Source organism: Ruegeria sp. D4 (assembly GCF_056534475.1).
The window spans coordinates 136,617-162,033 of the sequence record NZ_JBQFPJ010000010.1 but is presented as its reverse complement, the minus strand read 5'-3'; the positions used below and the strand labels follow the sequence as shown (position 1 = coordinate 162,033).

General features: G+C 59.0%; 29 protein-coding genes. 5 read left to right on the top strand and 24 right to left on the bottom strand.

Translation table 11 applies throughout. From position 1 onward, the window contains the following. A partial coding sequence (locus ACR0MI_RS14890) for an AEC family transporter (RefSeq protein ID WP_480854753.1) occupies positions 1–608 on the top strand: 608 nt, incomplete at its 5' end. Between the two features lie 62 nt (positions 609–670). After that, a complete protein-coding gene (locus ACR0MI_RS14885; protein ID WP_170615413.1) occupies positions 671–1,366 on the top strand; it encodes a CbiX/SirB N-terminal domain-containing protein in 696 nt (231 codons plus the stop codon). A 99-nt stretch (positions 1,367–1,465) separates the two neighbouring features. Here the strand turns inward: ACR0MI_RS14885 and ACR0MI_RS14880 are convergent, their stop codons facing one another. From ACR0MI_RS14880 to ACR0MI_RS14860, 5 genes are all read right to left on the bottom strand, one after another. Next, complete coding sequence (locus tag ACR0MI_RS14880) at positions 1,466–2,482, bottom strand: GGDEF domain-containing protein (protein WP_170615411.1); 1,017 nt, start codon at positions 2,480–2,482, stop codon at positions 1,466–1,468. Further along, a complete protein-coding gene (locus ACR0MI_RS14875; protein ID WP_170615409.1) occupies positions 2,479–3,066 on the bottom strand; it encodes a heme NO-binding domain-containing protein in 588 nt (195 codons plus the stop codon). The genes ACR0MI_RS14880 and ACR0MI_RS14875 overlap by 4 nt, the downstream gene beginning before the upstream one ends. Positions 3,067–3,167: 101 nt before the next feature. Continuing rightward, positions 3,168–4,727 carry a trimethylamine methyltransferase family protein gene (locus tag ACR0MI_RS14870; protein ID WP_170615407.1) on the bottom strand — a complete coding sequence of 520 codons (1,560 nt, stop codon included), beginning with the start codon at positions 4,725–4,727 and terminating at the stop codon, positions 3,168–3,170. A 105-nt stretch (positions 4,728–4,832) separates the two neighbouring features. Continuing rightward, positions 4,833–5,534 (bottom strand): HAD family hydrolase, encoded by a 702-nt coding sequence (locus tag ACR0MI_RS14865; protein WP_170615405.1) that lies wholly within the window; start codon positions 5,532–5,534, stop codon positions 4,833–4,835. Between the two features lie 24 nt (positions 5,535–5,558). Continuing rightward, complete coding sequence (locus tag ACR0MI_RS14860; RefSeq protein ID WP_170615403.1) at positions 5,559–5,843, bottom strand: DUF3572 domain-containing protein; 285 nt, start codon at positions 5,841–5,843, stop codon at positions 5,559–5,561. Positions 5,844–5,931: 88 nt separating this feature from the next. Between ACR0MI_RS14860 and ACR0MI_RS14855 the strand changes: the two genes are divergently transcribed. Continuing rightward, positions 5,932–7,290, top strand: a complete 1,359-nt coding sequence (locus ACR0MI_RS14855; RefSeq protein WP_170817057.1) for a diguanylate cyclase — start codon at positions 5,932–5,934, stop codon at positions 7,288–7,290. Positions 7,291–7,350: 60 nt separating this feature from the next. On the opposite strand, the gene ACR0MI_RS14850 is transcribed toward ACR0MI_RS14855, so the two are convergent. Genes ACR0MI_RS14850 through ACR0MI_RS14835 form a run of 4 tightly spaced genes read right to left on the bottom strand, consistent with a single transcriptional unit; the run spans position 7,351 to position 9,249 of the window. After that, the gene (locus ACR0MI_RS14850; protein ID WP_170615399.1) at positions 7,351–7,824 is read right to left on the bottom strand and encodes a periplasmic heavy metal sensor; all 474 of its coding nucleotides are present in this window, start codon (positions 7,822–7,824) and stop codon (positions 7,351–7,353) included. After that, positions 7,821–8,168 (bottom strand): hypothetical protein, encoded by a 348-nt coding sequence (locus ACR0MI_RS14845; protein WP_170615397.1) that lies wholly within the window; start codon positions 8,166–8,168, stop codon positions 7,821–7,823. Before ACR0MI_RS14845 ends, ACR0MI_RS14850 begins: the two co-directional genes overlap by 4 nt. Continuing rightward, positions 8,161–8,775 (bottom strand): RNA polymerase sigma factor, encoded by a 615-nt coding sequence (locus tag ACR0MI_RS14840; RefSeq protein WP_480854747.1) that lies wholly within the window; start codon positions 8,773–8,775, stop codon positions 8,161–8,163. The genes ACR0MI_RS14845 and ACR0MI_RS14840 overlap by 8 nt, the downstream gene beginning before the upstream one ends. Positions 8,776–8,781: 6 nt before the next feature. Then, on the bottom strand, positions 8,782–9,249 hold the full coding sequence (locus tag ACR0MI_RS14835) for an EF-hand domain-containing protein (RefSeq protein ID WP_170817058.1): 468 nt from the start codon (positions 9,247–9,249) through the stop codon (positions 8,782–8,784). Positions 9,250–9,448: 199 nt separating this feature from the next. Between ACR0MI_RS14835 and ACR0MI_RS14830 the strand changes: the two genes are divergently transcribed. Together ACR0MI_RS14830 and ACR0MI_RS14825 are read left to right on the top strand one after the other, a co-directional pair. Beyond that, positions 9,449–9,847, top strand: coding sequence for a DUF983 domain-containing protein (locus tag ACR0MI_RS14830; RefSeq protein ID WP_170615392.1), 399 nt, complete (start codon positions 9,449–9,451; stop codon positions 9,845–9,847). A 9-nt stretch (positions 9,848–9,856) separates the two neighbouring features. After that, positions 9,857–10,558, top strand: coding sequence for an NUDIX hydrolase (locus tag ACR0MI_RS14825; RefSeq protein ID WP_170615390.1), 702 nt, complete (start codon positions 9,857–9,859; stop codon positions 10,556–10,558). A gap of 9 nt (positions 10,559–10,567) precedes the next feature. On the opposite strand, the gene ACR0MI_RS14820 is transcribed toward ACR0MI_RS14825, so the two are convergent. The 15 genes from ACR0MI_RS14820 to ACR0MI_RS14750 form a co-directional block, all read right to left on the bottom strand. After that, the gene (locus tag ACR0MI_RS14820) at positions 10,568–12,235 is read right to left on the bottom strand and encodes a ribonuclease J (protein ID WP_170615388.1); all 1,668 of its coding nucleotides are present in this window, start codon (positions 12,233–12,235) and stop codon (positions 10,568–10,570) included. Next, a complete protein-coding gene (locus tag ACR0MI_RS14815) occupies positions 12,232–13,011 on the bottom strand; it encodes a type III pantothenate kinase (RefSeq protein ID WP_170615386.1) in 780 nt (259 codons plus the stop codon). Before ACR0MI_RS14815 ends, ACR0MI_RS14820 begins: the two co-directional genes overlap by 4 nt. 11 nt (positions 13,012–13,022) lie before the next feature. Further along, positions 13,023–13,772 carry a biotin--[acetyl-CoA-carboxylase] ligase gene (locus ACR0MI_RS14810; protein WP_170615384.1) on the bottom strand — a complete coding sequence of 250 codons (750 nt, stop codon included), beginning with the start codon at positions 13,770–13,772 and terminating at the stop codon, positions 13,023–13,025. Between the two features lie 54 nt (positions 13,773–13,826). After that, positions 13,827–15,269 (bottom strand): NADH-quinone oxidoreductase subunit NuoN, encoded by a 1,443-nt coding sequence (gene nuoN, locus ACR0MI_RS14805; protein WP_170615382.1) that lies wholly within the window; start codon positions 15,267–15,269, stop codon positions 13,827–13,829. A gap of 15 nt (positions 15,270–15,284) precedes the next feature. After that, positions 15,285–16,829 carry an NADH-quinone oxidoreductase subunit M gene (locus ACR0MI_RS14800; RefSeq protein WP_170615380.1) on the bottom strand — a complete coding sequence of 515 codons (1,545 nt, stop codon included), beginning with the start codon at positions 16,827–16,829 and terminating at the stop codon, positions 15,285–15,287. Then, on the bottom strand, positions 16,829–19,018 hold the full coding sequence (gene nuoL, locus ACR0MI_RS14795; protein WP_170615378.1) for an NADH-quinone oxidoreductase subunit L: 2,190 nt from the start codon (positions 19,016–19,018) through the stop codon (positions 16,829–16,831). Before nuoL ends, ACR0MI_RS14800 begins: the two co-directional genes overlap by 1 nt. 6 nt (positions 19,019–19,024) lie before the next feature. Then, complete coding sequence (gene nuoK / locus ACR0MI_RS14790) at positions 19,025–19,330, bottom strand: NADH-quinone oxidoreductase subunit NuoK (RefSeq protein ID WP_005984024.1); 306 nt, start codon at positions 19,328–19,330, stop codon at positions 19,025–19,027. Between the two features lie 4 nt (positions 19,331–19,334). Then, positions 19,335–19,937, bottom strand: a complete 603-nt coding sequence (locus ACR0MI_RS14785) for an NADH-quinone oxidoreductase subunit J (protein ID WP_170615376.1) — start codon at positions 19,935–19,937, stop codon at positions 19,335–19,337. Next, positions 19,934–20,344: a carboxymuconolactone decarboxylase family protein gene (locus ACR0MI_RS14780; RefSeq protein WP_010442761.1), complete on the bottom strand. Its 411-nt coding sequence runs from the start codon at positions 20,342–20,344 to the stop codon at positions 19,934–19,936. The genes ACR0MI_RS14785 and ACR0MI_RS14780 overlap by 4 nt, the downstream gene beginning before the upstream one ends. After that, entirely contained in the window at positions 20,341–20,835 is a 495-nt protein-coding gene (gene nuoI, locus ACR0MI_RS14775) for an NADH-quinone oxidoreductase subunit NuoI (protein ID WP_170615374.1), read from the bottom strand. The genes ACR0MI_RS14780 and nuoI overlap by 4 nt, the downstream gene beginning before the upstream one ends. A 1-nt stretch (position 20,836) precedes the next feature. Beyond that, positions 20,837–21,874 carry an NADH-quinone oxidoreductase subunit NuoH gene (gene nuoH, locus ACR0MI_RS14770; RefSeq protein WP_170615372.1) on the bottom strand — a complete coding sequence of 346 codons (1,038 nt, stop codon included), beginning with the start codon at positions 21,872–21,874 and terminating at the stop codon, positions 20,837–20,839. A gap of 204 nt (positions 21,875–22,078) precedes the next feature. Next, positions 22,079–24,100 carry an NADH-quinone oxidoreductase subunit NuoG gene (gene nuoG / locus ACR0MI_RS14765; RefSeq protein ID WP_170619707.1) on the bottom strand — a complete coding sequence of 674 codons (2,022 nt, stop codon included), beginning with the start codon at positions 24,098–24,100 and terminating at the stop codon, positions 22,079–22,081. Positions 24,101–24,103: 3 nt separating this feature from the next. Continuing rightward, the gene (locus ACR0MI_RS14760; RefSeq protein ID WP_480441352.1) at positions 24,104–24,457 is read right to left on the bottom strand and encodes a DUF5333 domain-containing protein; all 354 of its coding nucleotides are present in this window, start codon (positions 24,455–24,457) and stop codon (positions 24,104–24,106) included. Positions 24,458–24,606: 149 nt separating this feature from the next. Next, positions 24,607–24,996, bottom strand: a complete 390-nt coding sequence (locus ACR0MI_RS14755) for a hypothetical protein (protein ID WP_480441354.1) — start codon at positions 24,994–24,996, stop codon at positions 24,607–24,609. After that, a complete protein-coding gene (locus tag ACR0MI_RS14750) occupies positions 24,996–25,412 on the bottom strand; it encodes an MAPEG family protein (RefSeq protein WP_170615366.1) in 417 nt (138 codons plus the stop codon). Before ACR0MI_RS14750 ends, ACR0MI_RS14755 begins: the two co-directional genes overlap by 1 nt. Between the last annotated feature and the right edge of the window lie 5 nt (positions 25,413–25,417).

The following is a 25,417-nucleotide window of genomic DNA, read 5'->3' as shown; positions in this document are numbered from 1 at the left end:
TGCTGTTGGGCCTGCCGATCACCGAGCGCGCATATGGCCCCGAGAACCTGACTGGCAACTACGCCATCATCGCGTTTCATTCGCCCTTCTGTTACGGGGTTGGCATCACGGTCATGGAGATCATCCGCAACCGTGGGAACGGTGGTGCGCATATGGCCCGGTCCGTTCTCACGGCCATGTTCCGCAACGCGCTGATTCTTGGGATTGCACTTGGCTTTGTGGTTAATCTGTCCGGGTTTGCCGTTCCGGCGGTCGTGGACGAGGCTTTGGGGCTGATCACCCGCGCCGCTCTGCCCGGCGCGCTTTTCGCTCTGGGCGGGGTGCTGGTAAAATACAAACCAGAAGGTGACTTTCGTACAATCGGTTTTGTCTGCTGCATTTCTCTGGCCCTGCATCCGGGGCTTGTCTGGCTGTTCGGCTCAGCGGTTGGCCTGCCGCAGGATCTGTTCCGCTCGGGCGTTCTGAATGCTGCGATGGCACCGGGCTTCAACGCGTATATCTTTGCAAACATGTATGGTCGCGCCAAACGTGTTGCCGCGTCGTCGGTTCTGATTGGCACCGCGGTTTCGATCCTGACAGTCTGGATGTGGCTGACCCTTTTAGGGTGATCCGGCATTGACAATCCGCACCCGGAAAACACCTATCGCGATATCACACAGGAGACCCGGCAATGCCTCATGCTCTTATCGTCGCTCATGGCCAACCATCGGACCCGCCCCCGGCCGAGGCCGCGCTCGCGGCGTTTGCTGATCAGGTCGACAGGCTGGCGCAAGGCGTCACGGTCCGATCGGCGACATTGGCCGCCCCGGGGGCATTGGAGTCGCGGTTGGCCGAGCTGCCTGAAGATGTTGCGATTTACCCCCTGTTCATGGCCAAAGGCTGGTTTGTAACGAGTGCCCTGCCGAGGCGGATCGGCGAGCGCAGTGCCCGTATTCTGGACCCTCTGGGCATTGATCCGGACTTGCCCGAACTGACCGCCAGGTCGCTGCTTGCGACGATGTCGGGGAAGAACTGGGAAACCAGCACGACGGATTTGGTGATTGCGGCCCATGGTTCCGGACGCAGCCGCAACCCTTCTGCCGTGACAAACAGTTTTGCTGATCAGTTGAGGGCGCATTTGCCCTTCCGCTCTGTCCGTGTTGGATTTGTCGAGGAACCGCCCTCTATTGCCGAATCCGCAACCGGACTGGGCGAACGTGCGCTGTGTCTTCCGTTTTTTGCCTGCACCGGTGGTCATGTTCTGCAGGACGTTCCAGAACAATTGCAGCAAGCCGGTTTCCAAGGTGTTACATTGCCCGTGATCGGAGAGCTGCCTGAAATTCAGTCTCATATCGCGGATGTTCTGACCCGCGAATGCGCCGCATGACAGGCCTGTTCAAAAAATCTGCACCGTTTCGGTTTCAACGCACATCTGCCGAACAACTGTTGTCCGATACAAAGCTAAAAAAGCCGAGTGACGCCTCAGCTATTGCGGTTTGGCCATGTGTTCGCATTGGGCCGCGTTGGCAAGGTCGGAATAAAGGTGATGACGGGACTTGCCGTTTCGCTTGGCCTCGTACAAGGCCTGATCAGCGGCATGCAGTATTTCGGCAGACTTGAGGATATCAAACTGTGTGGAAATCGCCGTTCCAATGCTGGCTGAAATCCGACAGGGGTTCTGATCGAAACTCATCGGCTCGCGAAGCCTGCCGATCAAACGGCCTGCAATCGCCGACAGCTTCTTTTCATCCGTCAGGTCCCTAAAAACAATAACAAACTCATCCCCACCCATTCTGACAACCGCATCATCGCTGCGTGTCTCTTCAACCATGATCCGCGCGGCCTCTTGCAGAACAAAGTCACCGGCCGCGTGTCCCAACTTGTCGTTCACGGACTTGAAGAAGTCCAGATCAAGGTGCATCAGGGCAAAATCGGTTTGCGTCGATGCCATCTGGCCCAGTATGTGATCCATCGCGCGACGGTTTTTCAGGCCGGTCAACGTATCGGTAAAGGCCTGTTCTTCCGCCGCCACCCTGGCGTCCTGAAGGCGCCGGTTCAACGATCGCGACGCCTCCATCGCTGCGGACTTGGCCTCGACCAAATAAAGAAGCTCAATCGCAAGTTCAGCACCGGAAAAATCTGCGCTGGTCAGCGCGTAGTCGCGAACAGCATCTAGGATCGAAATACCAAACGAAAGGTTGATCACCGCGCCACCTTGATCCGGCAGCGGGGTTATCAGCCCTTTCAAAGCCGTGCGTGGTTCATCGTGAAACCGCAGGTGCAGCTTTGCACCCGCCATGGACATCAGAACGGGAACGGTCGACACGGTCCGGGGGCGGACCAATTCAAACAAGTCTAGAAAATTCTGCCCGGCCATTGCGCGTTCCGGCCGGAACTTTTGCAGCGTCGGTCCGACCTGAACAATCCGCCCGTCATTGTCCAACAACAAGAACATCGGGCAAAGAGTTTCAAGCAAGACGCCCAGACCCCGCACATCCATCATGGTCTTCGCGCCCCAAGTTCAAATTGACGCCCTTCGGCAAAGGAACTCTCCACCAGGGCAATTGTAATGACATCAGCGTCCCCCTGTACGCCGTCATGGGACAGTATCACCAAAGCGCCGTAGTCATCCGCCATGGCTCGCAAAACTCCGACCATGACACTGGAGTATCCCGGCAAGCCCGGAAAACAGTGCAACTGGTATTCAGCGCCGGACAGTTCACGCAATTCAAGCGCGGGCAGAGACAGGTCGGATACCGCCAGCCTGACCCGGTCGGACAAGTCGTCCAGGGAATGCAGAAACTCCACGTACGTCACGCCGCCAAAACGCAGCAGGCGCCGCAACCCTTCGGTATTCGGATGCGAGACAAGATATGTCCCAAGATCTTCAAGCATTTCGGCACGCGTGCGGTTCCGATCGGCGCACAGCGCATCCAAAACCCGCAGCGGCGTGTCCGTATCATAGACAAGCATCGCTTCGAACTCGACAAACCCGAGTTCAGCCGCCGCGGCAACGCGCAGCCAGCATGCCTGCCCATAGGTCGCGCATACGAAGGACTGTACCGCCCGGTTGATCAGACCATGCATCAATTGCCCCGGATTGATTTCGCGTTCAATCTGGCCAGATAATCCTTAACAAATACCCAATACCCGCTGCGAAACCGGAAATAGTGCAGCCATTCGAATTCCTAGAAATCCGTGGGCGCGCCACCTTCAGATTTACGCCGCGCGACAAAGTCGGCCAATTCTTCGCGAATGCCCTCATCCAATGCAGGTGGTTCAAAGCTTGTGATGATTTCCTTGAACATGTGATGCGCGCGCTCGGCTGTCCAGATGCCACCGGCCGCCGCCCAGCCTTCATAGTTCTTCCAATCACTCAGAAACGGCTGGTAGAACGCGGTCGAGTACCGGTCCTGTGTGTGCTGGATACCAAAGAAATGCCCGTCGTTACCAACCGCCCTGATCGCATCCAGCGCGATCTCGTCCGGCCCTGTGGCGCTGATTTCTGGCTGCATATATCTTTGGATCTGCTGCAGAATCTCGCAATCCATGATGAATTTTTCAGGGCTCGCGATAAGGCCGCCCTCAAGCCAGCCTGCAGCATGGTAGACCATGTTCGTTCCCGACTGCACCGCCGCCCACAGCGAGTTCGATGTCTCCCATATCGCCTGCCCATCCGGGACGTTTGCAGCACAAACACCTGATGAGCGCATCGGCAGTCCGTAGAAACGTGCCATCTGCCCGGTCATTTGCGTCGACCGCATGTACTCCGGCGTCCCGAAGGCCGGAGCGCCGGACTTCATGTCTACATTTGAGGTGAAGGTTCCGATCACACAGGGAATACCAGGACGTACATACTGAAACAACGCAATGGCACACAGTGCTTCGGCCAGCGACTGCGCGACTGCCCCGGCCATGGTCACGGGCGCCATGGCCCCCGCCAGGGTAAATGGCGTTACCACAATCGCCTGCCCCCGACGGGCCAGTCGCAGACAGCCATCAATCATCGGGAAATCGTGCTTGAGAGGTGATGTCGAGTTGATGTTGGTGTACATCCGCGGCTTCGACTCGAACTCCTCATGGCTGAGGCCGCTGGCGATGCGCACCATTTCCATGACATCTTCCACGCGCTCCTTACCCAGCGAATAGGCGTGCATGGCCTTGTCGGTCAGGGTCAGCTTGTCATACAGCACGTCCAGATGTCGCACACTGGCGTGAATATCCACCGGCTCGACCGGATAGCCGCCAGCAAAATGGATACAGTTGAAGTACTGCGTCAGCTTCAGCAGGTTCCGGCACATCTCGCGATTCCCCGAAACCTTGGTGCCGATCTCCATATCCCAGTAGTTCGGCGGCGAAGAGACGTTCCCGAACAGCATGGTCTTGCCGCCGACTTCGATCGTTTTGTCCGGGTTTCTAGGCGTGATGGTAAAGCTTGACGGCGCTTTGGCGATCATTTCCATGACAAAGTCGCGCCCCATGCGCACATTGTCACCGTTGATGGTACATCCTGCTTCGCGCAGAATGCCCAGCGCCTCCTTGTTGTAGAACTCGATACCGATCTCTTCGAGTATTCGCATCGCGCCCTCGTGGATCGCCTCGATCCCGGCCTGATCCAGCGGCTCGGTGGGTCTGTCGATATTGACGGGTGGGTTCCACGGCATCTGATCGATGACTGCGCTGCCCCGGCGAGCTGCGGCTCCCGAACGTCCACCACTTCTGCGTCTGCGCGTATTGCTGTCGGCCATTTGTTCCTCCGAGGCTTTTTATCAAAAAGCCCCGAAGTCTGGAACATGGCCGCTCTGTCTGCGACAGGTTGTGTCGGTTTCTTATTCCAAACCGCCGAAATCCGCTCAGATCGACCGATTTTCCGCCAGCCAAGCAGGAATATGTCCGATATCCGGCAATACAACATCGGCCATCGGCGCGAGCGTTTCAGGGCCTGCAAGACCGGTCAAAACCCCGATGGTGGTCATGCCGGCGGCGCGGCCTGCCTGCAGGTCATGCAGGCTGTCGCCAACCATGACCACATTCGCCGGGTCCACACACACTTGTGCGGCAAAAGCCAGCAACTGGCCCGGTCCCGGTTTGCAGCCGTGGCCGCTGTCATATCCCGCGACAAAGTCGAAATGATCCCGGATTCCAACGGATGACAAATGCTCCAGCGCGGGTCTTTCACTGTCATTGGTGGCAACGCCCAGCTTGAAGCCGGCTTCCCGTAGCTGTTCCAGAAAAGGCACAAGCGGAACGGCCGGTGCCTGTGGGGCCGCGGCGGATTCCTCGTCGATCAACTCGATCAGGGCCTCGCAGGTCATCTCGGGCAAATAGGGAAGAAGCGCTTCTGCAATTTCCACAACGCTTGCGGCAATTACGATGCTGTCATCCGAATAGGCCCCCTTCTCGGGATCAAACCCGATCACCAGCGCAAGTTCCTCCGCTTTTGATTTGTCACCCGATGACAGACGCAGCAGCAGACTGCGCCCAAATGTGCCCCAGGTGTTTGCAAAGTCAAACAAGGTACCGTCCTTGTCGAACACGATGGCGTTTATTGGCATTGGGGCTCCTGCAAAAAAGTCGTCTCAGGTCCAGTGAACATCGGCTTCGCCGGACAACGCGGCGCGCGCCTGACCCGGCAAGTCATAAGGGACCGAATTGGCATCACAAAAAGCGATCACCCACGAATCGTCAAGCATCAGAAACTCAAGAACCGACGCCATGAAATCCGGCTCGCCAGCGCGGGCGCGCAGATCGCCGACCGATGCACCGGTCGAACCCAGAAACACCGGTAGAAGTTCCTCGTTACCGACAAGCCAGGTCAGCACATTCAGCGCCAGAGTTTCCGCCGAATTGCCGGAGATTGCCATATTCAAGCCTCGGATCAGAACTTGGAAAGGGTTTGTTAACCAGACTCATAAACACTTTGGCAGCACATGCAATCAACGGTGAACGAATATGTCCGTGCAAGGAACGATCCTTGTCCTAGACGAGGCCTCGACCAATCGCATCATGCTGAAGGTTCAGCTTACGGCGGCATGGTATCACGTCGTTCAGGGTGAGAAGCTTGAGGGGCTGACACCCCTATTGCGCCGTGTGCGGCCGGATCTGGTGCTGACGGCGCTCGCGCTGGCAGATGGAACCGCCGCAGATGTAAAGCGGTTGATTCAGAACATTCCGGATCTTGGAGACATCCCCGTTGTCGCCATCGCCCCGCAGAATGACAAAGCGGCCCGGCTTGAGGCGCTGTCTGCCGGGTTGGACGACGTTCTGGCCCATCCGTTCAAGGACAATTTGCTGATGGCGCGGGTTCGCAGCCTGCTGCGCATGCGCGCGGACGTGCAGGACCTTCAGTTCAAGGAAGATACGCTTCCCATCGGCTTCGCCGAACCTCCCGCCACATTGATCGCACCAACCGCGCCATCGCGGGTCGCAATTCTGGCCCCGTCCCACCGCACAGGTGCGTCGTGGTGCCGGGCTCTGCAGCAGCAGACGCATCATTACCTTTCCAAGCACACCCAATCGAACCTGAAAGACATCCTGTCAGGCCCTGTTCCGGATGCAATTGTCGTGGACCTGAACACCGCGCCTTCTTCCCTCAACGTTCTGGCAGACCTGAGATCGCGCAGCGCCACACGACACACCGTCCTGATCGGCGTTCTGGACAAAGAACACGCGCCCAATGCAGCCGAAGCGCTGGATCGTGGGGCCGACGCAGTTTGCCTGGGCGACTTCTGCGCACGTGAGATTGCGCTGCGACTGGACAGTCTGATTGCCCGCAAGTCCCGCACCGATCAGATGCGCGCCTCATTGCGTCGCGGACTTGCTGACTCATGGGTCGACCCGCTGACAGGTCTAAACAACCGCCGGTTTGCGATGCAGGCCGTTGGCCATATCGTCCGGCGATCCCGGCACACCGGCCGTGGGTGCGCTCTGATGCTGGCCGACCTTGATCACTTCAAGGCAATCAATGACCGGTATGGTCATGCCGCCGGAGATCATGTTCTGACCGAAGCGGCCAGACGCATGCGAAACGCGCTTGGCCCCCGCGGCTTTGTCGCCCGTTTCGGAGGTGAAGAGTTTATGATCGGGGTGCCTGACGCAACCAATGCGCAGGCATTGAACCTAGCAGATGCGATGTGCAGATCGATTCGCGAAAGGCCCTTTTCGCTGCCGGACCAGAACGGGTTCACCCAAGTCACGACCAGCATTGGCCTGAACGTGTTTCGGCCCCCTTACCCGCAATACCAAACCGAACACGCGCTTCTGGACAGTTTGATCAAATCCGCAGACAAAGCTCTTTATGATGCGAAATAAGCCGGTCGCAACCAGATCAGCACCCGGCAAAGCGCGGCGTAACACCGGTTTCAGCGCGCTTTAGTCCTTTTTCTTGTGCCAATGCCGACCGCGTTTTGTCACTTCGTCCAGCCGGTCGGCATACACTGCCCGTTCTGCATCGCTCATTGCGATGACGCGCGCCAGCCACTGCCCTTGCAGGGCACCCTGCAATTTCGCCGAAGCCCGCGCCTGCTGCGTCAGCAAAACCTCGACGGCGGCCGGATCGAATGGCACGGTTCGCAAGGCCTGGCTGAGAGCTGCGAAATCCTTTGACCTGTGCTGCGATCCCTCTTTGCGCAAACCGGACAGGTCCGACCGCATCGCAGTTCGCTCTGATTTGGGCAATGCCCGGTAAAGGGCCGATCCGAACCCCGGCGGCGCCTTGGCATGATCGCTGCCCTTGACCCTCATGAAGGTCCCCAAAGCGACACCGACAATCAGCAAGTTAAGGGCCAGGGACGCAGCCAGAAGTATCGGCATCCAACGGCGTTTTGGCTTGGGTGTTTCGCTCATTCCGTATCCTCCAGGAACACTGCATCCAGGTCCGCCACTTCATAGGTTGCGTCCTGCGAGAACAGATACGTCGCCGGGTCCGGCAGAAAGGCCGGAGCCGAGAACCCGATCCAGACACCCGCCGCACTGGCCGCGACCAGCCCGCCAAGGCCCTGCCAACCACCGATACCGTCCAGAAGGCGTTGCCACGTGCTGCGCCCCGGCGGGACAGGTTTGGCAAGCCGATCCAGTCGAACTTGTTCTGCGTCCGTCATAATCCGAACCGCCAGATCGTCCGGCAGGTGTCGACGCCCGGCTCTGGCCTGCGCAAACAGTTGATTCAGCTCGGTATCATCATCAGCCATCGTCATACCCCAGTTCGTCCCGACGCCCGGCAAGATATCCCGCCAAGGCGCGTTTTCCGCGTGCCGTCAGGCTTTCGACCGCTTCTACAGATATGCCCATGATCCCGGCAATCTCGGGGTTGGGCAGCTCTTCGATATGCCGCAATACAACTGCCTGTCGCTGCCGTTCGGGCAGATGAGACAGGGCGGATTGCAGCGCGTCTTTTCGGGCCTCGTCCTGCATGCGTTCAAACACGCTTGCGCTGGCATCCTCGGGATCGACACCTTCGGCCAGCCTGTCAGGCTGTTTCTTGCGGCGCAAGTCAACGCACAGGTTCAGGACCACGCGATACAGCCACGTTGAAACCTTTGCCTGCCCCGGCATCCAATCCGGCGCCATCTGCCAAAGGCGCATCATCGCGTCCTGCGTGACATCTTCGGCTTCGGCTCGGTTGCCCAGCATCCGCAGGGCGACGGAAAAACAGCGCGGGCCAAGCCGGTCGGTCAAAACAAGCGCCGCCGCTGCGTCGCCGGCGGCAAACCGCTCCAGCAACGCATCGTCACCGATTGCGTCCGCGGCGCAAGTCCCGCCGCGAACGTCTTGCGTTGAGGAGGTCAGATCCTCCATCCCGCATCAGCTGTCGTCAGAGTCTGCCTTGCCACGCTTCTTGTGGTGCCGACCCATTCTGCCTTTTGCATCCGCAAATTCCTGCTCCGAGATCGTTCCGTCATCATTCGCATCGATCCGGTCAAACATCTTGTCAGCCCGGCGCGGTTTCGGCAACTCATCCGTGGTCAGGAAACCATCGTTATTGGCATCGTGTTCTTCAAACATACTTGCAATGCGGTCGCTGGTCTTTTTCTGCACTGCCGCCTGCATCTCTTCGACGCTCAACTGGCCGTCCCCGTTGGCATCCGCATCGCTAAATCGCTGATTGCGATGGGCCAGCATTTCGTCTTTCGTAACCTGCCCGTCACCATTCGCATCCAGTTCCTGAAACGACACCGGTTCCCGGTTTTTCGACCCTGCGGCCAAAGCCGTTGTGCCTGTAATCGCAACTGCCGCAACTACAATTGCCGAAATGAACTTTGCGCTGTGCATGTCGTGTTTCCTTTTTTCGCGCGACCCCATTGCCGCTGCTTATGGTGTTAAAACGGGACAGCCGCAGATTTCCGTCGCAGGAAACCAAAAAATTTTTCAGACCATTTTTCGCCGGATGCGGTCATTGCGACGCACCCCCCTTTCAAGCAGACCCAAAGATGCGCAATATATGCGACATTCGAATGCGCGAGTTTTCATCATGACGGATCATACGATCGACACCACAACTCCTCAGGATCGTGAGACCTGGCCCGCACTGGTCAGAGGCTTTCGTTGCCGTTGCCCGAAATGCGGACAAGGCAAGCTGCTGTACAGCTACCTCAAGGTCAACGACAGCTGCGGCAATTGCGGGCAGGAACTGCACCACCACCGGGCGGATGATGGCCCTGCATACCTGACCATTCTGATTGTAGGCCACTTGCTCGCGCCCGCGCTGCACGTCTCATATGTGCACTGGCGCCCTGATCCGCTGACGATGGCCCTGGTTTTCGCCATTGGCTGTACGGTTCTGACCCTTGCCTTGCTGCCCAGGATGAAGGGGGCCGTCGTGGCCTATCAGTGGGCGCGGCGGATGCATGGGTTCGAACGGGCCCGGTGACGGACAGGCATGACCACAGACAAAACTGCAATTCGCAACGCGGCAACCGTAATTGTCCTGCGGGACAGAATGACCGAGCCATCAATTCTGATGGGCCAGCGCGGGGCCAAAGCGGCTTTCATGCCGAACAAGTTCGTTTTTCCTGGCGGCGCAGTCGATGCCGCGGATGGTGATGTTCCGCTTGCCACGCCGCTGACTTCAAAGTGCCACGGCCGTCTGGCCGAGCGGGCAGAGACAAATTTGCAGAATGCGCTGGCTTCCGCCGCGATCCGCGAGTTGTGGGAAGAAACCGGCCTGATCCTGGGGCAACCGGGCACCTGGCCGGGAGATATCCCTGAAGACTGGCAGGGCTTTGCCGAGATGGGTTTTCGGCCCTCTGCGCAAGGCCTGCAGTTCGTGTTTCGCGCACTGACGCCGCCGGGCCGCCCCCGTCGCTTTGATGCGCGGTTCTTTCTGGTTGATGCCGATGAGGTACAAGGCGATCTGGACGATTTCAGCCATGCCTCGGACGAGCTGTCGCACCTGCAATGGGTCAGGCTGGATCAGGCGCGTGATTTTGACCTGCCCTTCATCACCGAAGTTGTTCTGGCCGAGATCGCTGCACGGGTCGCGGACACATCACCCCCGGCCTCTGTGCCGTTTTTCCTGAACAACGAAGAGGCCAGCCTGTTTCTGCGTCTCAAGGGCTATCCCATGCCCGAAGCAGACTGACCCGTCCGCTTATTTCATCCGGCTGATGACAACGGTAACTTCGGGCTTTTTCCCGATCTCCGTTTTTGTGCTCTGACGAACGATCCGTCGCATCGCTTCTTCCAGCTTGTCATCATCGCGCAGGGTTTTGGCCTCGGCCCGCATCAGGAACTGGTTCAGATCCTCCTCCAGCACCTCGACCAGCGCCGCGCGTGACGACCCAAGCTCCGGCAGGCCCATGGTGTCACACCAGGGCTCGCCCAGCGGTTCATCTTCTTCATCCAGAATAACCGTCACAGTCACGTGGCCATTCAGCGCCATGCGAATCCGGTCTCGCACAACCCCATCCAGCGCGCCAATCTTGACGGTTCCGTCCAGATAGGTTCGACCGGTTTCCACGTAGTCCGCAACCTCGGGCGTATCCCCGGTCAAGTCCAGCATGGTCCCGTTCACGGCCAGCATACCGGTTCGGCCGCCCGCCTCGGCCAGTTTCGCATGTTCGCGCAGATGCCGGTGTTCACCGTGCATCGGGATGACCATCTTTGGGTTCATCAACTCGTGCACCCGCTCAAGGTCAGGGCGGTTGGCGTGGCCTGAAACGTGATACAGACCCGAACTGTCGTCCACCACGTCCACGCCCTTTTCGCTCAGCTGGTTCATGATGAAAATCACCCCCCGCTCGTTGCCGGGAATGGTTTTGGAGGAAAATAGAAACAGGTCGCCGTCCTTCAACTCAAGTCCGCGATACTTTCCACGCGCCAGCTGTGCGCTTGCGGCGCGGCGTTCACCCTGGCTGCCGGTCACGATCAGCATCAGGTTCTGACGCGGCATATCCACCGCCTCTTCGGCGCTGACGACGCGAGGGAAGTCCGAAAGGATGCCGGTTTCCGTCGCTGCCTCAATCATGCGGCGCATTGCGCGCCCCAGCAGAACAACGGACCGGCCGGCCCGTTGACCGGCCTCGGCCAGGGTTTTGACCCGCGCGACGTTTGAGGCGAATGTGGTCGCGACGACCATTCCGTCGGCCTCTTCGACCAGTCGTGTGATTTCGGGCCCGACTTCACTTTCCGAGCGTCCGGGATGGTCAGAGAATACGTTTGTACTGTCACAGACCAGCGCCTTGACGCCGGGATTGGCTACTTCGGCCCACAGATCGGGATCGAAGGCTTCGCCGACAACAGGGTTGGCATCCAGTTTGAAATCGCCCGTATGCACGATCCGGCCAGCCGGGGTGTCGATCACCAGCGCCGCACTTTCGGGGATGGAGTGTGAGACCGGCAAAAATCCGACCGTAAACGGACCCACCTGAATCTGTTCGGGCCAGGCAGACGCTGTGCGCACCGCGTCCTCCGGATGGCCGTATTCCTCCATCTTGCGGCGCGCGATATTGGCGGTGAAGGCCCGCGCATAGATCGGCGCGTTCAGCGCGTCATAACAATGCGCAACCGCACCAACATGGTCTTCGTGCGCGTGGGTCACGAATACCGCGTCCAGCCGGTCCGCACGTTCCCGCAGCCATGAGATATCGGCATGGATCAGGTCAACGCCCGGGGTGGTATCCATATCCGGAAACGTCACGCCCAGATCCACAAGGATCAGCCGTTCCTGCCCCGGTTTGCCATACCCGTAGACATAGGCGTTCATGCCAATCTCGCCCGCGCCGCCCAGCGGCAAATAGATCAATCTTTCGCTGCTCATGCCGAGCCGTTTTCCTTGTTGTAGCGATGTATCACAGTCAGACCGTGCATCGTCAGATCATCCTCGATTGCGTCGAACCCCACGTCGGCCTGATCGAACAGAGGCGCAAGCCCACCGGTTCCAACGACTTTCATCGGCATTCCGTATTCAGCCTTGATCCGGGAAATCAGCCCTTCGATCAGCCCGGAATAGCCCCAATACACGCCGGACTGGATACAGCCAACCGTATTTGTCCCGATCACTTTTTCCGGGCGGGTTATGTCGATATGCGGCAATGCCGCCGCGCCCTGATGCAATGCCTCAAGACTCAGGTTCACACCGGGGGCGATGATGCCGCCGACATAGGCACCATCTGCGGCCACCACGTCGAAATTGGTCGCAGTGCCGAAGTCCACCACAACGACATTGCCGCCATGCCGATCAAAGGCACCGACGGCATTCGCCAGCCTGTCCGGCCCTGGAACCGTCCCCTCATCCACGCGTGGGGGCACGGGCAGCAGACAGTCCGGCCGGCCCACGACCAGCGGGCGGCAATCAAAGAAACGGTCCGCAAAAACCCGCAGGTTGAACACCACACGCGGTACGGTCGAAGCGATGATGACATCGGTGATTTCCGCTTCGATCCCATAGTGTTTCACCAAGGTCGAGTACCAGGTGAAATACGCATCAGCCGTACGGGCGTGATGGGTCGATGTGCGCAGGGTGCACAGGAACTTCTCGCCATCCCAGATCGAGAAAACGGTATTCGTGTTGCCGCAGTCGATAGCCAGAAGCATGTACGCCTCCCTCAGAAAAACACATCGGCCGCAGGAATGCTCACCCGGCCTTTCGCGGTGTTTAAGACAAGGTTTCCTGTCGCGTCTACAGTTTCGAAGGTTCCAACCGTTTCTGACGCTGCGGTCCGGGCGGTAATAACCTCGCCCAACCGGGCCGCACGGGACAACCATGCCTTTCGGATCGGATCAAACCCAAATGTGACAAACTGCGTTTCGTACCGCGCATAGGCCGCGGCCATTTCCGTCAGGAAATCTTCGGGCGACACCTGCGCCCCTGTTTCCGACAACAACGATACGGGCCGAACAGCGCCCGGTTCGACCATATCCGCTCCCGGAGCTTCGGTCAGGTTGACGCCGATGCCGATCGCCAGATGCGACACCTCGCGCCCGTGGCCGGTGCTTTCCAGCAATATGCCGGCCATTTTACCGCCGTTCAGCAGAACGTCATTGGGCCATTTCAACGACAAACCGGTCGCCCGGCCTGAAACAGCGACGCATGCATCGAACAGGGCCAGAGCAGCCACAAAGCTCCGCAGGGCGGATTGTTCCGGGTTGCCCTGTGGGCGCATCAGCAAGGTCGCCGCCAGATTACCTTTCGGATTGGCCCAAACCCGTCCCCGTCTGCCCCGCGCCGCCGTCTGGCGATGGGCCATGATCCAGACAGGCCCCTGCGCAGTCGGAGCGATCCGGGCCGCTTCGTTCAGGGTGCTGTCCACCTCCTGCACAACATGCAGGCCGTATCCGGCGGGCCAACCGCTCATGTCAAAAAGGCCCGGTCACAAGACCGAGCCTCCTGAATGTTGCGAAAGGGAAGATCAGTTGACAAGTGTCGCCGCCGCAGCCGCAGCCGCCCCCTCGATCCCGAACTGGTAGAACACGCCGATCAGCATGAGTGCCGCCGACCCCATCAGAGCGACCCACAGAACCGGTGTGGAATGTGTCTCGATCGGTTCTTCGTTCTCATCACCGAAGTACATGTAGAACACGATCCGCAGATAATAGAAGGCACCAATGACCGAAGCGATGGCCGACACAATGACCAACCCGGTCAACCCCGCGCCGACACCGGCCTGCCAGACGCCGAACTTTGCGAAGAAGCCCAGCATCGGCGGCACCCCGGCCAGGCTGAACATCAGGATCAGAACGGCCAGCGCCTTGCCCGGATCGCGCTTGGAGTATTGCCTCAGAGCGTCAATGTCGGTGACCGGTTTGCCGTCACGCTCCATCATCAGGATGAAGGCAAACGTGCCGATGTTCATGGTCACATAGATTGCCAGATACATCAGCATCGCCTTGACGCCCATTTCCGTGCCTGCAGCCAGGCCGATCATCGCATAACCCATATGGGCGATTGATGAAAACGCCATCAGTCGCTTGATGTTGCGTTGACCAATCGCGGCAACCGCACCCAACAGCATCGACAGGACCGAAAGCAGCACGATCACCTGCTGCCAGTCTTTCACCACACCACCAAAGGCGTCGTGCATCAGTCGGGCAAACAGCGCCATAGCGGCCACTTTCGGCGCGGTGGCAAAGAAGGCCGTGATCGGCGTGGGCGACCCTTCGTAAACGTCCGGTGTCCACATGTGGAACGGCACGGCCGACACTTTGAACGCAAGCCCCGAGATCAGGAAGATCAGACCAAACAGAAGGCCAATCGAGACGTCGCCGTGGTGAACCGTCTGGATAATGCCCGAGAACAGCGTGGTGCCGGTGAAACCATAGACCAGCGACGCACCGTAGAGCAGCAAGCCCGAACTCAGCGCGCCCAGAACGAAGTATTTCAGACCGGCTTCGGTAGACTTTGCACTGTCACGACGCAGGGCGGCCACCACATAAAGCGACAGCGATTGCAGTTCCAATCCCATGTAAAGGGACATCAGGTCGCCGGCACTGACCATCATCATCATGCCAACAGCGGCCAGGGCCACCAGCAAGGGGTATTCAAACCGCAGCAGACCGCGGCGGGTCATGTAATCCTGGCTCATCACCAGAACGGCAGCGGCCGACAACAGGATTGCAACCTTGGCAAAGCGCGAGAACCCGTCATCCACGAACATGCCGTTGAACGCGACATTGGTGCCGTCGCCATTTGTGGCAATCCAGAAGGACAGCAGCGCCATCAGACCTGCCGTCGCCCAGACCAGAACCGGCGCCAGCCCGTCTTTCGTCGTATAGACAGCCCCGATCAGAGCAGCCATCGCATACACGGCCAGAACGATTTCCGGCAGGATTATTGTCAGATCAGCCTGGATCATGTCTCCAAAGCTCCCTTAATGCGAGGCGGCCGTCTGGGTCGCGGCCTCAGCCGCGGCCAGAGCCGTGTCATAGTTCGAAATCAATGCAGCGGTCGATTGGCCGATCACATCTGTCACCAGCGACGGGTAGACACCCAGCAGGATGGTCATCACGATCAGCGGCGCAAAGATCAGCCGCTCGCGCGAGCTCATGTCTGTCATTGCCTTCAGGCTTTCCTTGATCAGGTCGCCAAAGACAACACGGCGATACAGCCACAGCGCATATCCGGCCGAGAAGATTACACCGCTTGCGGCGACCGCAGTCACCCAGGTGTTGACTTGGAATGCACCCATCAGGGTCAGGAATTCGCCAATGAACCCGGAGGTGCCCGGCAAGCCGACATTGGCCATGGTGAACAGCATGAAGACCAGCGCATAGGCGGGCATCCGGATCACCAGACCTCCGTACGCTTCGATGTCGCGGGTGTGCATCCGGTCATAGATTACTCCAACGCAAAGGAAGAGCGCCGCCGAGATGAACCCGTGGCTGAGCATCTGGAAGATCGCACCGTCAATACCCTGCTGGTTCGCCGCGAAAATCCCCATAGTCACAAAGCCCATGTGCGCAACGGATGAATAGGCAATCAGCTTCTTCATGTCCTCCTGCACCAGCGCAACCAGCGAGGTGTAGACAACCGCGATGGCCGACATCCACAGCACCAGATCGGTCATCACCGCCGAGCCCACGGGGAACATCGGCAGGCTGAACCGCAGGAAACCGTAGCCGCCCATCTTCAGCAGGATCGCCGCCAGCACGACCGAGCCCGCAGTCGGGGCCTGCACGTGCGCGTCCGGCAGCCAGGTGTGGACCGGCCACATCGGCATCTTCACGGCAAATGACGCAAAGAACGCCAGAAACATCAGCGTCTGCATTCCGCCGACAATGTAGATGCCCAGAACGCTGAACCCTTCGGACGAGAACTGATGCGTCATCAGCGCCTCGATATCCGTGGTTCCCGCATCCGAATACATCGCGACCATCGCCACCAGCATCAACACGGAACCAAGGAAGGTGTAGAGGAAGAACTTGAAACTGGCGTAAATGCGGTCCTTGCCGCCCCAGATGCCGATGATCAGGAACATCGGGATCAGACCTGCCTCGAAGAACAGGTAGAACAGCACCAGATCCAGCGCCATGAACACGCCCAGCATCAGGGTTTCCAGCATCAGGAAGGCAACCATGTATTCCTTGACGCGGGTCGTCACATTCCAGCTGGCCAGAATGGTCAGCGGCATGATGAAGGTGGTCAGCAGCACGAACAACACGCTGATGCCATCCACGCCCATCTTGTATTTCAGGCCCATCAGCCATTCACCCTCTTCCACCATCTGGAAGCCGGTGTTGGACGGATCAAAGCCGGTATAGATGCCGATCGACACCAGGAAGGTGACGGTGGTCGCCAGCAGTGCGATCCATTTCGCATTGCGCTGTGCCGCGGCATCATCGCCTTGCAGGAACAGTGCCAGAATACCGGCCGCCGCTGCGGGGATGAAGGTGACGATGGAGAGGATGTTATCCATTAGTGTGCGCCCCCGCCAATCGACATCCAGGTGATCAGGGCTGCGATGCCCAGTACCATCCAGAAGGCGTAAGTAAAGATGTACCCCGTCTGCGCCTTGCCTGCGAGGCGGGTAAAGAAGGGAACTACGCCCATGGCAACCCCATTCAGGAAGCCGTCAATCGTGTTGCCGTCACCGCGTTTCCAAAGGAACCGCCCCAAAGCCACGGTGGGTTTGACGAAGATCGCGTCGTAGATCTCGTCAAAGTACCATTTGTTCAGCAGGAACAGGTACAGCGGACGCTGGTTTGCAGCCAGTCGCGCAGGCAACGATGTGTTCACAATGTAGAACCAATAGGCCACGACAAAGCCCAGCAGCATTGCGATGAAAGGCGAAACCTTGACCCATTTCGGCGCCGCATGTGCATCGTCCAGCACATGGTTGTCCGGTCCGATATACAAGGCGCCCTCACCTGGTTCTCCGGCAAAGACATAGTGGTGATCGCCGCCTTTTGCGTCCTTGTCACCATGAACGGCATCCTCGCCATGCCCTTCATCCGCGTGCGCTGTGTCCGCATGAGCTTCTTCAGCTTCGTCACCGTGATGCTCCTCGGCGGTACCATCAGCCACATGCTCGGAATGCGTTTCGGCGTCGTGACCTTCCGCATGCTCCGAGGCTTCGGCCACGGGGATGCCGTAGAACTTGCCGACCTTGTCGGTATGCCCAAAGAAGGGGCTGTACCAGAGCATCCCGGCAAAAACCGCACCAAGTGACAGAACCCCAAGCGGCACCAGCATTGTCATCGGGCTTTCATGCGCGTGATCATGCGTATGCTTGTCGCCGCGCGGGTCGCCATAGAAGGTCAGGAAGATCAGACGCCAGCTGTAGAATGAGGTGAACATCGCCGCAATAACCAGCATCCAGAAGGCATAACCCGTACCGCCCGCGTAGGCGCTTTCGATGATGGCATCCTTGGACAGGAAGCCGGCAAAGCCGAATGTCGTCAGCGGGATGCCCACGCCGGTAATGGCCAGCGTACCAATCATCATCGCCCAGAAGGTATAGGGAATCTTTTTCCGCAGCCCGCCGTATTCGGTCATCTCCTGCTCGTGATGCATGGCGTGGATCACCGAACCGGCCCCAAGGAACAGCAGCGCCTTGAAGAACGCGTGCGTCAGCAGGTGGAACATCGCAGCGGAATACATGCCGACACCAGCGGCCACGAACATGTAGCCCAGCTGCGAACAGGTCGAATAGGCGATAACGCGTTTGATGTCGGTCTGCACCAGACCCACGGTCGCCGCAAAGAATGCGGTCGAGGCCCCAAGGAAGGTGATAAACCCGGTCGCACCCGGCGCGAACTCCATCAGCGGCGACATGCGGCAGACCAGGAACACACCCGCCGTCACCATGGTCGCGGCATGGATCAGCGCCGACACAGGCGTCGGGCCTTCCATCGCGTCCGGCAACCAGGTGTGCAGGATCAACTGCGCCGATTTACCCATCGCACCGATAAACAGCAGGACACAGATCACCTCGATGGCAGTCCACTCACCCCACAGGAAATGCAGCTTTTCTTCGGCCAATGCCGGAGCTGATGCAAAGATGTCCGAGAAGTTGATGCTGTCCGTCAGGAAAAACAGCGCGAAAATCCCCAGCGCGAAGCCAAAGTCACCCACTCGGTTGACGATAAAGGCTTTCATCGCGGCCGCATTGGCGCTGGATTTGCGATAATAGAACCCGATCAGCAGGTAGGATGCGACGCCCACGCCTTCCCAGCCAAAGAACATCTGAACCAGATTATCAGCTGTCACCAGCATCAGCATGGCAAATGTAAAAAACGACAGATAGGCAAAGAAGCGCGGCTTATAGCTTTCGCCCTCGCGCCATTGCGGGTCGTGATCCATGTAGCCGAAGGAGTAGAGGTGAACCAGCGCCGAAACGGTCGTTACCACGATCAGCATGATCGCGGTCAGGCGGTCCAGACGTATGGCCCAGCTTGTCGACAGCGAACCGCTCTCGATCCAGCGCATGATCTCGATCTGCTGGGTCACACCATCAAAGGTGAAGAAAACAATCCACGACAGCAGACAGGCCAGAAACAGCAGGCCTGTTGCAGTCCACATGGCGGCCTTCTCGCCAATGAACTTCCAGCCGAACCCGCAGAGCAGCGCGCCCACCAACGGGGCAAAGAGGATGGTAGTTTCCATATTCCCTTACCCCTTCATCATATTGACGTCTTCAACCGCGATGGTGCCACGGTTGCGGAAGAAGCAGACCAGAATGGCCAGACCAATCGCCGCCTCGGCCGCCGCCACGGTCAGCACGAACAGCGTGAACACCTGCCCGACCAGATCGCCCAAGAAACTGGAAAACGCCACGAGGTTGATATTCACCGCCAACAGCATCAGCTCGATGCTCATCAGCAGGATGATGACGTTCTTGCGGTTCAGGAAGAGACCGAAGATGCCGATGACGAACAGCGTCGCCGCGACCGTAAGATAGTGTTCAAGTCCGATCATCGTCTCAAAGTCCCTGCCCCGGTTTCACGTCCTTCAACTCCATCGCCTTGGCTGGGTCGCGCATCATCTGGCCGACGATGTCCTGACGCTTGATGTCCTGACGGTGGCGCAGGGTCAGCACGATGGCGCCGATCATGGCCACCAGCAGGATCAGGCCTGCCAGTTGGAACAGAAGGAAGTATTGATCGTAAAGAATTACACCCAGTGCCTCGGTGTTGTGGCGGTCTGCCGGGACCGGTTGTGCCAGATTGGCCGCTGCGCCCTGAGCGCTGTCCCAGGCCCCAAAGGCCATGACGAACTGCATCAGGATGACCAGACCGATCAGCAGAGCCAGCGGCATATAGCGCGCCATCTCAGCCTTGAGCTCAGCAAAGTCTACGTCCAGCATCATCACCACGAAGAGGAACAGAACCGCGACCGCGCCGACATAAACGATGATCAGCAGCATCGCCACGAATTCCGCCCCCAGCAGCACGAACAGGCCCGCCGCGGACAGGAAGGACAGGATCAGCCACAGCACCGAGTGCACCGGTTGTCGGCTGATCACCGTGAACAACCCGCCGGTAATGGCGCTGATGGCAAACAGATAGAAGGCAAAGACGGTCATTGATCCTCATCCTCGTTATCGCCCATGACCTCTTGCGCCAGATCCAGCGCGCGGGTCATGGCCGGGATGCCGGCAAAGACCGACATCTGACCGATCGTTTCCACGATCTCTTGTTTCTTGGCACCAGCCTCAAGCGCGTGGCGGACAGTCTGCCGAACCGCTGAGTCCGCCTGTGCGCCCTGACAGGTCAACCCGGCCAGCGTCAGCAGCAGGCGGGTCTTAGCGTCCAGCCCGTCCTTGTTGACGGTGTTGCCGAACATCATCTCCATGACCTCTTTGGGCATGGTCGGCCACAGCGCTTCGAAACCCTTGGGCGAGAAATTCTCCATCGCCGGGTTCATCGCCTTGGCCATGTCCTGAGCCTGCTTCATCATCAGCTCGAACGGATTTGTCGGGCTGTCACTCATCTGTACGGCGCGTCCATTTCCAGATTGCGGGCAATTTCGGCTTCCCAGCGTTCACCGTTCGACAGGAGTTTTTCCTTGTCGTAGAACAACTCTTCCCGGGTTTCTGTCGCGAATTCAAAGTTCGGGCCTTCGACGATTGCATCGACCGGGCAGGCCTCTTGGCAGAAGCCGCAATAGATGCACTTGGTCATGTCGATGTCATAGCGCGTGGTGCGGCGGCTGCCATCTTCGCGCGGCTCGGCGTCGATGGTAATGGCCTGCGCCGGACAAATCGCCTCGCACAGTTTGCAGGCGATGCAGCGTTCTTCGCCATTCGGATAGCGGCGCAGAGCGTGTTCCCCCCGGAAACGTGGCGACAGAGGGCCCTTTTCATGCGGGTAGTTCAAGGTTGCCTTGGGCGCGAAGAAGTACTTCAGCCCCAGTTTCATACCGACCCAGAAATCCTGCAGCAGGAAATACTTGGCAGCGCGGGTGTAGTCGATGTTTGCCATATCAGCCTCCTACGCTCCAACGGGCGAATGCACCCCAGAACCAGTCGAATTTCGCCGCGAAGGCCACGAAGACCACCCAGGCCAGCGAGAACGGCAGGAACACTTTCCAACCCAGCCGCATCAACTGGTCATAGCGGTAGCGGGGCGTGATCGCCTTGACCATCGCGAAGATGAAGAAGAAGAACGCCATCTTGGCGACCATCCACAACACGCCGTCCGGCAGGCCCGGGATCGGGGACAGCCAGCCGCCGAAGAACAGCAGCGAAGTCAGCGCGCACATCAGGAAGATGGCGATGTACTCTCCCGCCATGAACAGCAGGAAGGGCGTGGCCGAGTATTCGACCTGATAACCGGCAACCAGTTCCGATTCCGCTTCCGGCAGGTCGAAGGGCGGGCGGTTGGTTTCGGCCAGCGCCGAGATGAAGAACAGGAACACCATCGGGAAATGCGGCAGCCAGTACCAGCTGAAGAAGCCGAACGAGCCATCCTGCGCCCGAACGATATCACCGAAATTCATCGAACCGGTCGAAATGATGATGCCGATAATTATCAGGCCGATCGAGACCTCATAGGAGATCATCTGCGCGGCGGACCGCAGCGAGCCCAGGAACGGGTACTTTGAGTTCGACGCCCAACCGCCCATGATCACGCCATAAACTTCCAGCGAAGACACGGCGAAGACGTAGAGGATGGCGACGTTGATATCCGACAGAACCCAGCCATCGTTGAACGGGATCACGGCCCAGGCGATCATTGCCAGAACGAAGGACGTCAGCGGCGCAAGGATGAAAACCGTGCGGTCAGCGCCTGCCGGGATCACGACCTCTTTCACCACATATTTCAGCGCATCCGCCACCGATTGCAGAAGGCCATAGACGCCGACCACGTTGGGGCCGCGGCGCATCTGGACAGCAGCCCAGATCTTGCGGTCGCCGTAGACAAGGAACAACAGCGAAATCATCACAAAGGCAACGACTGCAAGCACTTGCGCCAGAATGATGATGGCTATTCCGCCTGGGGTGTTAAAGAAATCAGCCATTGGTCCTCACACCGTGGGTATTCCGTTTTCCGCGAACGATGCAAAGGCCACGTGCCTGCGCAAACTGCGGCTGGGTCGGCGCGTTGGTGTAAACAGCATCCGCCGCCCATGCGCCACCCTTAATCTTGGGTTTCACACACAAATCAGGCGCAGCATACTGCCACCCGGCAGTCGCGTTTGCCCGCGATATGAAACAGCTCTGGTTCATTCCGCCGCGATCTTCTCGGCCTTGCGTGCCTGCGCCTGCGCCGACAGTTCGGCCATCAGCTGCGAGGCCCGCGCAATCGGGTTGGTCAGGTAGAAATCCTTGACCGCGTTGCGGAAGGTCGCCGTGCCCAACGGGCCGGCATCCAGCGGCTGAACTTCATTTTCGACCACCTGATCGATCTGGGCCAGGTGCGGAACCGCTTCGACAAGCGCGGTGCGCAGTTGCGCCAGCGAGTCGTAGGGCAAAGTTGCGCCCAACTCAGCCGACAAGGCCCGCAGGATCGCCCAGTTCTCTTTCGCCTCACCGGGCGCGAACCCGGCGCGCATGGCCAGTTGCGGGCGGCCTTCGGTGTTCACGAACAGGCCGTTTTCCTCGGTATAAGCGGCACCCGGCAGGATCACGTCGGCGCGATGCGCGCCGCGATCACCATGGCTGCCCTGATAGATCACGAAGGCGCCCTCACCGATCTCGACCTCGTCCGCGCCGAGGTTGTAGATCACGTCCGCCGCTGAAACGGCATCCATGCCACTTTCGTTGGTCGCATCCACGTCCATCGCACCTACGCGCGAGGCGGCAGTATGCAGAACGATCAGGCCGCTTTCCGTGTTTGCAGCAATGGTTTGTGCGGCGGCCAGAACGGCGGCGCCGTCCGCCTCTTGCAACGCACCTTGGCCAACAATGACCAGCGAGCGTTTGCCCTTGATCGTATCGTCGCCACCCATGTCCACGACCTTTTGCAGCGCCGTGCGGTCATCACCCACATGGTGATACTCATAGGTCAGGTCCACAGCGGGACCTACCAGTGCAACCTCGGCCCCGTGCGCCCAGGCCCTGCGGATCCGGGCGTTCAGAACCGGCGCCTCGTCACGCGGGTTTGTGCCGATCAGCAGAATGCGTTCGGCAGCGTCAATATCCTCGATCGCCGCAGTCCCGGCATAGGCCGCACGATTGCCCGCAGGCAGTTTGGCCCCGTCGGTGCGGCATTCAACAACACCACCCTGCCCTTCGATCATCTGTTTCAGAGCAAACGCAGCCTCGACCGGAGCCAGATCACCGACGATCCCAGCCGGTTTCTCGGCCCCTTTCAGCGCCTCGGCGGCCTTGGTCAGCGCCTCAGACCATGAGGCCGGGCGCAGCTTGCCGTTCTCGCGCACATAAGGCTTGTCCAGACGCTGACGGCGCAGGCCGTCCCAGACGAAGCGGGTTTTATCGCTGATCCATTCTTCGTTCACGCCATCATGGTTGCGCGGCAGGAAACGCATCACTTCGCGCCCCTTGGTATCGACGCGGATGTTCGAACCCAGAGCGTCCATCACGTCGACGCTTTCGGTCTTGGTCAGTTCCCACGGACGCGCGGTAAAGGCGTACGGCTTCGACGTCAGCGCCCCGACCGGGCACAGATCGATAATGTTGCCCTGCAGGTTCGAATTCAGCGTCTGGTTCAGGTACGAAGTGATCTCGGCATCCTCACCACGCCCGGTCTGGCCCATCTGGGTGATCCCGGCGACTTCGGTGGTGAAGCGTACGCAGCGGGTACAACTGATGCAGCGCGTCATCGCGGTGCCGACCAGCGGTCCAAGATCCAGATCATCCACCGCCCGCTTGGCTTCCTTGAAGCGCGTGCCCGACAGACCATAAGCCATCGCCTGATCCTGCAGATCACACTCACCACCCTGATCGCAGATCGGGCAATCCAGCGGGTGGTTGATCAGCAGGAACTCCATCACCCCTTCGCGGGCCTTCTTGACCATGGGCGAGTTCGTCTTGACCACCGGCGGCTGTCCTTCCGGCCCCGGGCGCAGATCGCGCACCTGCATCGCGCAGGAAGCCGCAGGTTTGGGCGGGCCGCCAACAACCTCGACCAGACACATCCGGCAGTTTCCGGCAATCGACAGGCGCTCGTGATAGCAGAAGCGCGGCACTTCGACTCCGGCCTGTTCACAGGCCTGGATCAGGGTCATCGCACCATCGACTTCGATATCCTGCCCGTCGATATTGATCTTGCGGAGGTCAGACATTCTCTAGTTCGCCCTCAAATACACGCCAATGGCGCTGTTTCTTTCGATTTCCGTCTGCCCCAGTGAGCAGAAGGACTTGGGGTTGTCATAAGACACACCGTTCTGGGACAGATACGCCTCGCCCTTGGCGCGCATCCGGTCCTTTTCGGAATCCGAGTCCACATAGGCGCGGATTTCCTGATCCGAGTACCCCAGTTTGTTCGCTTTGGATCGCAATCCCCACATCACTCCGATCGCTTTCATCCGGCGCCCGCTGATCGACGGGCAGTACTCCGAAATCTCGTTTGCGATGGCGATGTAGTAGAGTTCGTTGTCGATCTCTTTGACATCCCTCAAAGGCGGCTTGGCCTCTGCCACTATCGGGAAGGTTAATACTGAAATCAGAGCAATTGCCTTCGCGCCGAGCGTGATCCTTCCGTTCGGTATGGAAGGTCCACAACGATGTTTTCTCCGGGCGCTAAGCAATAGCTGCCCGGTCAATCCGCCGCGATATGCAAAACCCTGCTTCATGGTCTCTGGCAGGTTCCTGCAAATGTCAGTTTGTCATCCGCGATGCGCAGATTCTGGGGTTCCGTATCAGGTCCGACTTTCCAGGCGATTCTGGACGATCCGAAGTTCTGAATACAGAACTTGGTACCTTCATAACGGCCGGCTTCGAGCGCTCCGTCCAACGACGCGGAAACACCTTTCACGGTCACGGTGAACTCGGCCGGCATGGCCTTTTTGTTTACCGCTTTCGCCTTGGCCCGGAAGGATTTGCCATCGAACGTGACCCGGTCATCCGGAGGTTTGACAAGGCCGCATGCCGTCACAAGCGACAAAGCCGCAATCGCCACTGTCAGCATCGATGCAGCTCTTGGCTTGCGGGTCGTATTTTCGCGTGCGCCTATCGACATCAGAACGCCGCCACCAATGCCATGAGACCGGTAAGGAACATGCAGGCCCATGCCACGACGTACAGCACGGAACGCAAACCGCTGTTGGGTTTGCCGACGCCGCGAATATGGACGAACAACATGACCAGTCTGGCAACCAATGCCACCGATGCGAAAAGGTTGACCCAGAACGGGCTTACACCCATCAAAATTGCGGCCACTGTAACAGCCAGAAACGCGGGCAGCGTCTCTGTGCCGTTCAGATAGGCCCGGTTCAGGCGGTAAGCCTTGTCCGAATAATCCTGATTCGGTGTCGCCCCCGGAGCCAGCCCTTTTCCCTGTTTGGCCAGCGCGGTGAACGGTGACAGAAACAGAACAACCAGGGTGAAAATCACCAAAGCGGCGATTGCGTGGGAATATTCGGCATAGATTTCCATTGAGT